This window comes from Burkholderia sp. BC1, from assembly GCF_052683555.1.
In genome coordinates this window covers 21,820-28,033 of record NZ_JBQYLP010000072.1, presented here as the reverse complement: position 1 = coordinate 28,033, position 6,214 = coordinate 21,820, and the positions used below count along the sequence as shown (strand labels likewise).

General features: G+C 60.6%; 7 protein-coding genes. 6 read left to right on the top strand and 1 reads right to left on the bottom strand.

Features of this window, described 5'->3' with window-relative positions; translation table 11 throughout:
- Window positions 1-76 precede the first annotated feature (76 nt).
- A complete protein-coding gene (locus tag ACSHSS_RS25285; RefSeq protein WP_445545705.1) occupies window positions 77-1,015 on the top strand; it encodes an AAA family ATPase in 939 nt (312 codons plus the stop codon).
- Between the two features lie 25 nt (window positions 1,016-1,040).
- Window positions 1,041-2,042: a hypothetical protein gene (locus ACSHSS_RS25280; protein ID WP_261532384.1), complete on the top strand. Its 1,002-nt coding sequence runs from the start codon at window positions 1,041-1,043 to the stop codon at window positions 2,040-2,042.
- A 515-nt stretch (window positions 2,043-2,557) separates the two neighbouring features.
- Here ACSHSS_RS25280 and ACSHSS_RS25275 read toward each other — a convergent pair.
- The gene (locus ACSHSS_RS25275) at window positions 2,558-2,944 is read right to left on the bottom strand and encodes a DUF2384 domain-containing protein (RefSeq protein WP_261532385.1); all 387 of its coding nucleotides are present in this window, start codon (window positions 2,942-2,944) and stop codon (window positions 2,558-2,560) included.
- Window positions 2,945-3,322: 378 nt separating this feature from the next.
- On the opposite strand from ACSHSS_RS25275, the gene ACSHSS_RS25270 reads away from it, so the two are divergent.
- The 4 genes from ACSHSS_RS25270 to ACSHSS_RS25255 all read left to right on the top strand — a co-directional run bounded on the left by ACSHSS_RS25270 (window position 3,323) and on the right by ACSHSS_RS25255 (window position 6,144).
- Window positions 3,323-3,598, top strand: a complete 276-nt coding sequence (locus ACSHSS_RS25270; RefSeq protein ID WP_006397606.1) for a metal/formaldehyde-sensitive transcriptional repressor — start codon at window positions 3,323-3,325, stop codon at window positions 3,596-3,598.
- An 11-nt stretch (window positions 3,599-3,609) separates the two neighbouring features.
- Window positions 3,610-4,620: a CDF family Co(II)/Ni(II) efflux transporter DmeF gene (gene dmeF / locus ACSHSS_RS25265; RefSeq protein WP_261532386.1), complete on the top strand. Its 1,011-nt coding sequence runs from the start codon at window positions 3,610-3,612 to the stop codon at window positions 4,618-4,620.
- Window positions 4,617-4,808, top strand: a complete 192-nt coding sequence (locus ACSHSS_RS25260; protein WP_217083688.1) for a DUF1289 domain-containing protein — start codon at window positions 4,617-4,619, stop codon at window positions 4,806-4,808. Before dmeF ends, ACSHSS_RS25260 begins: the two co-directional genes overlap by 4 nt.
- A 130-nt stretch (window positions 4,809-4,938) precedes the next feature.
- Window positions 4,939-6,144, top strand: a complete 1,206-nt coding sequence (locus ACSHSS_RS25255; RefSeq protein WP_043279091.1) for an MFS transporter — start codon at window positions 4,939-4,941, stop codon at window positions 6,142-6,144.
- Window positions 6,145-6,214: the final 70 nt, after the last annotated feature.

The following is a 6,214-nucleotide window of genomic DNA, read 5'->3' as shown; positions in this document are numbered from 1 at the left end:
GACTGATCACGTTCGCCGAAACGATTGATCACCATCGCCGAAATCCGCATATGGAGCATTTCGCCAATTCGTCGACGTGAGAGCGCAGAGTCAGCTTCCGTCTCCTATCGCCACGCTCTTCAATCAGGACGCCATATTGCCGAACCCGGAGGACTGGCTCTTAGGTTTGTCATCGCCAGAATTCGATATGGTCATTCGTGCGCTTCGAGAAATCATCAGCGTCGAGGGGAATTTCGATCACGTCGAACGTGATCAAGTAGAGAAGCGATGTTATGTTGTCTCTATCCTGAATGACGAAAGTGGTAATCGGGAAATTAAAACGCCGTTAGGGTTGGTGTCCTCCGGATTTCGTTCGGTTCTTGCAATGACATGCGATATATTTCGCAATATTCTGACTGGACAGAAGCGGGGTCGATCCGATGTCAGCCTCGATTCCGCGACTGGAATTGTGCTGATCGATGAGGTTGAAGCTCACCTGCATCCTCGATGGAAAATGCAGATCATGCGAGGTTTGCGTAATGCGCTACCCCAGATGACTTTCATCGTGACGAGCCACGATCCTCTATGTCTTCGAGGTATGGAAGACGAAGAGATTGTAGTCATGCGTCGCGTCATCGAGCAAACACCCGGTAGGGGAATCGCCATCAAGGTTGAGTTCAGGGCGGATCTCCCGAAGGTGAATCAGTTGACGATCGAGCAACTGTTGACGGCGGATTTCTTCGGTTTGCTCAGTACGGATCAACCGGAGGTGGAGGAGGCGATGGCACGTATATCCGATCTTCTTGCGAGGCGCTCCGCAAACGATAAGCTTACATCAGAGGAAACGGACACCATCAAGAAGTTTGAGAGGGAAATCGCAGAATCGTTGCCGATCGGTTCTTCCGAGGCGCAACGCTTGGTCCAGGAAGCTGTCGCGGAGTATTTAGCGAAGCGGCGTTCAGTCACCAACGAAAGGCTCGGGCAGTTAAGGGAGAAGTCAAAGAAGCTCATCCTCGATGCGTTGGAGGGAATCTGAATTGAGACGAGTCGATCGAGGTCTAGTGTCGGTACCGACGGGGCTGAGTAAAACCGATAGGAATGGCAACACCGAACTGGATAATGTGCGGGACCACATGACAAGCACGGATCCGAAAAAAGAAGCATTCGAGTTCTCAGCGTACAAGTCTCCTGACGTCAGGATGGCGCTGGAGAAGCTTTTCCATGGGAAGTGTGCGTACTGTGAGAGTGCATATGCCACGACGGCCCCGGTAGATATCGAGCACTATCGACCGAAAGGAGCGGTTGCTGAAGACGACGGGCACCCAGGTTACTGGTGGCTCGCCGCTGACTGGGAGAACCTTCTGCCCGCCTGCATCGATTGCAATCGCAGACGAGGGCAGGCTACCCCCACCATATTCAGCGAGTTGCTGAAATACGATGCTGCGGCTCGAAAATTCAGCAAGTCGAAGTCCGTGAACACAGGGAAGGGCGATAGCTTTCCGATATCAGGAAAGCGTGCAACTGAAGAAGGACATTCAATCGGCAAGGAAGGCGCGTTGCTGCTGAACCCGTGTTCGGACGACCCTTCCAAGCATCTGCGTTTCCATGTCAACGGATCCACGCCGGTCGCACTGGTTTATCCACGTGCCAAGGACGGTGACGATGTGGCGGAAAATAAATTCCCTTTGGCCAAGATTGACGAACGGAAAGATATCGGTCGGCACGGAAAGGATGCGGCTGGTCTCGGGTTGAGCGAACGAGGCGCGGTCTCCATTCATGTATATGGCTTAAACCGTCTTGGGCTGGTTCATGAGAGGACTCGAGTGTTGCGTCATCTGAATTTCTTGAAGGAGATAATTATTGAATTGAGCTCGATGGCCGACGAGATTGGGATCGACGATAAAATTCCTGTCGCGAAGAGGAAGCTGCTTTCAGTTCGACTGCATCATTTGCGCGAACGCATCGTCTGCGAGATCAAAGAGATGGCTCGAGATTCCGCACCCTATTCGATGATGGTGCGTGCGTGGATTGCCGACTTTAGAAAATTGCTTGCGGGACATTGAAAAGCGGATGCGGGCCTGTGCTCGATGCTTCTTTGCTAGGGTAGCGTCGAACGACGTGTAGCGGCACGCGGCGAGAGCTCCGTTGATCTCGTGGTGGTTGCTGCTCGCCGTGCATTGGATGCCGCCGGCGTCAACCCGGGTGACGTAGATGGCCTAATCGCGGTGTCGATGTTCCCTGATCGGGTTGGATCGGGAGATGCCGGTTACCGGCCCGATACGGGCGCTGTTCACAACGTACTCAATTGTGCGCTACGCCCGAATGGGGTCGACGAACCACCATTCGTGGCGCGCGTAGGTTCGCAATGCACAATTCTCGAGTGAGCATACGGTTAAGTGGCGCGAAAAAAAGAAAATGCCCGCTCATCAAGCGGGCATTTGGGGAGGTGGGGCGGGAACATACCGCGGGATCACGCCCAAGCCGATAAGCCTCGCACCCTGTTTTTTTAAGCCGAACATAGGTCGGCTCCAATATGAGAGTAGCTGCTATTTTTCGGACCCAACGGGTGTACCCGACCTTATCCCGCCGAACCGGTCTCGAGCGACGCAATGTAACGCAGCAGGTCTTCAGTGCGACCCTCCGATATCAGCTCTTCGGCAGTCTTGTAGCCAAAGGTCGGTAGCGGTTCATTGCGATACCAAAACAGCGTGCTCCGTACGTCTCCGGAGATATCGGTTGCAGCTCGGATGACCCGCAACGCGTCTCGCAGATACTTTTGCACGCTTTCGGCCCCGGGAAGGCGACTGATGGTATTGCGATGGACATGGGCCAGTCGAGCGAGCGTCTGCATGTCGATGTGTAGTGCGGTAGCGAAACGTCGTGCCGAGATGATCGGCGCAGCGCTCTCCGGCTCCTTCAAAGACGCCATGAATCGGTCGAAATCGAGGGCCAGATCATAGCTCATTGCGTATGACTTTTTGCACACTATTCGCCCTTTTATAGCATGAGCGGTGTTGACAGTGCTGGTCGCCGAAACGCTCGTCCATAGCGCTACTGATCGCCGAGTTCCGTCGGCACGCCTCGGCAGCACCGTGACGTTCCCAACGACAACTTTTCTGAGAATTTCCAAGGCTGCGGACATCTTTTCTGAGACGAGAGGTATGTCGATTTCTCAAAAAAGATGTCCAAGTCCGTGATCTGTCTAGGGGGTCAAAGACAGCTTTTCTGAGAGCCCACACACGCGTCCCGCCCCTTGAGCGAAATCGCCGACGCGGCGACATACCCATCCCCCTATCCGGCTCAAATCTCATATACTCCCCCCCGGTATAGTCGAGAAGGCATCATGAGCCATACGATCAAGGAAAAACAAAAACTGCTGAACCGTGTCCGCCGTATCAAGGGACAGGTGGAAGCGATCGAGCGCGCGCTCGAGGAAGAGCGCAGCTGCAGCGAAATCCTGCAGCTGATCACGAGCGGGCGCGGCGCGATGAACGGTTTGCTGGCGGTGGTGCTCGAGGATCACATCCGCAGCCATCTGGTCGACGCGGACGATACGCACGCGGACGAAGGCGGCGCGACCGAGCAGCTTGTCGCGGTCGTCCGAAGCTACTTCAAGTGATCGGGGGCCGGGTGAGCGATTTCAGAAATGCCGCGTTCGGCGCGGGTCACGATCACATCTTTCTCGGCGCCGCGCACGAGCGGAACGAGCGCAGGACATGGGCCGTCATCGCGCTGTGCGCGGCGATGATGGTGGCGGAGATCGTCGGCGGGTCGCTGTTCGGCTCGCTCGCGCTCGTCGCCGACGGGCTGCACATGTCGACGCACGCGGGCGCGATGCTGATCGCCGCGCTCGCGTACACCTACGCGCGCCGGCACGCGCGCGATCCGCGCTTCGTGTTCGGCACCGGCAAGCTCGGCGATCTGGCTGGCTTTACGAGTGCGATCGTGCTCGCGATGATCGCGCTGCTGATCGGCTACGAGGCTGTCGTCCGCCTGCTGTCGCCGGTGCCGATCCATTTCGGCGAGGCGATTCCGATCGCGGTGGTCGGGCTGATCGTCAATATCGTGAGCGCGTGGTTGTTGAGCGGCGATCATCATCACGGGCACGATCATCACGGTCATCACCACCACGAACACCACCACGAACACGAACACGAGCACGCGCACGCGCACGCGCACGACGCCCACACGCCCTCCGTCGCCGCGACACGCGACCACAATCTGCGCTCCGCCTACATCCACGTGATCGCCGACGCCGCCGTTTCGCTGTTGACGATCGTCGGGCTGCTGCTCGCGCGCGCATTCGGCTGGATCTGGATGGACCCGCTCGCCGGCATCGTGGGCGCGCTCGTGATCGCGAACTGGTCGTACGGGCTGATGCGCGACACCGGCGGCGTCCTGCTCGACATGAATGCCGACCGCCGCTTGACGGAACGCGTGCGGCACGCGCTCGAGCACGATGGCGATACGGTCGCCGATCTGCACGTATGGCGTGTGGGGCCTGGTCACATGAGCGCGATCGTCTCCGTGACGACCGACGATCCGACGCGCGATGCGCGCTTCTATCACGGCCTGCTGCGGCACATCGGCGGCCTGTCGCACGTGACCGTCGAAGTGCTGCCGGCCGCGGCGGGGCAATGAGGATGGCAGTCCGATCGCCTTGCGTCGAAGTCTGCACGTTCGACGGCCGCACCGGCTACTGCATAGCCTGCCTGCGCACGCGCGACGAAGCGCGCGAGTGGAAGAAGATGACCGACCATCGTCGTCACCGGATCGTCAACGACCGCGCGCGTCGGCAGGCGAAGCTCGCGCGCGCCGCGTCGGACTGACGCGCGCGCTCGAACCGCGGCCGAGCGAGCGTATATAGCCGTCCGATTGCGTTCGCGCCAGCCGCCGGGCATGCTGTCACGCACGCATGCGGCCGCACACCGCGGCCGCGCGCCACCACCACGACCAACGATGACGACCTCGCCGCCGACGGCCGCCAAACCCGCGATTCCGCGCACCGTATGGGCGCTGGGTTTCGTGAGCCTCTGCATGGATCTTTCGTCGGAGCTGATCCACGCGCTGCTGCCGATCTACCTCGTGTCGACGATGGGGATGAGCGTCGCGGCGCTCGGCGTGCTCGAAGGCGCGGCGGAGGCGACCGCGATGATCGTCAAGGTGTTCTCCGGCGCGATCAGCGACTGGCTCGGACGGCGCAAGGGCCTGCTGCTGGTCGGCTACGGTCTCGCGGCGCTGACCAAGCCGCTGTTTCCGCTCGCGACGACGCCCACGCTCGTCGTGACCGCACGTCTGCTCGATCGCGTCGGCAAGGGGATTCGCGGCGCGCCGCGCGACGCGCTGGTGGCCGACGTCGCGCCGCCGGAGATCCGCGGCGCATGTTTCGGTCTGCGGCAGTCGATGGATACGGTCGGCGCATTCGTCGGACCGATGCTCGCGATCGCGCTGATGTTCTGGTTCGGCGACCGCATCCGCACCGTGCTGTGGTTTGCCGTCGTCCCGGCGTTTGCCGCCATCGCGCTGATCGTGTTCGGCGTACGCGAGCCCGAGCGCGCGACCGCGCCGCGCGGCTTCCGCTCGCCGCTGCACTGGCGGGCACTCGCCGATTTCCCGCGCGCGTACTGGCTCGTCGTCGCGGTCGGCGCGACCTTCACGCTCGCGCGCTTCAGCGAGGCGTTCCTCGTGCTGCGCGCGCAGCAAACCGCACTCGATATCGCCTGGATACCGGCCGTGATGGTCGCGATGAGCGTCGCCTATTCGCTGTCCGCATGGCCGGTCGGCGTGCTGTCCGATCGACTCGACCGGCGCGTGCTGCTGGCTGTCGGCATGGCGCTGCTGATCGGCGCCGACCTGCTGCTCGCGTTCGGCACGTCGACGGTCCTCATGTTCGCCGGCGTTGCGTTGTGGGGCCTGCATATGGGGTTCACGCAGGGCATTCTCGCCGCGATGGTGTCCGAAACGTCGCCGGACACGTTGCGCGGCACCGCATTCGGCGTGTTCAACCTGATCTGCGGCGTATGCATGCTGGTCGCGAGCAGCATCGCCGGCGTGCTGTGGGCGCGCTTCGGCGCGTCGACGACCTTCGTCGCGGGCGCCGTGCTGGTCGCCGTGCCGCTGCTGCTGTGCCGGTTCATCCCGAAGCCGGCACGATCCGATAGTTGAGCAGGGGAATACGTGCCGCCGTCCGTGGCGGCCGCATGCTTGCACCGCACAAAAAAACGCGAGACCGACG

Bases quoted from the DNA above. Each gene is read 5' to 3' on its own strand.
- ACSHSS_RS25260 (WP_217083688.1), top strand. From the start codon at position 4,617: ATGAGGATGGCAGTCCGATCGCCTTGCGTCGAAGTCTGCACGTTCGAC.
- ACSHSS_RS25270 (WP_006397606.1), top strand. From the start codon at position 3,323: ATGAGCCATACGATCAAGGAAAAACAAAAACTGCTGAACCGTGTCCGC.
- ACSHSS_RS25255 (WP_043279091.1), top strand. From the start codon at position 4,939: ATGACGACCTCGCCGCCGACGGCCGCCAAACCCGCGATTCCGCGCACC.
- ACSHSS_RS25275 (WP_261532385.1), bottom strand. From the start codon at position 2,944: ATGAGCTATGATCTGGCCCTCGATTTCGACCGATTCATGGCGTCTTTG.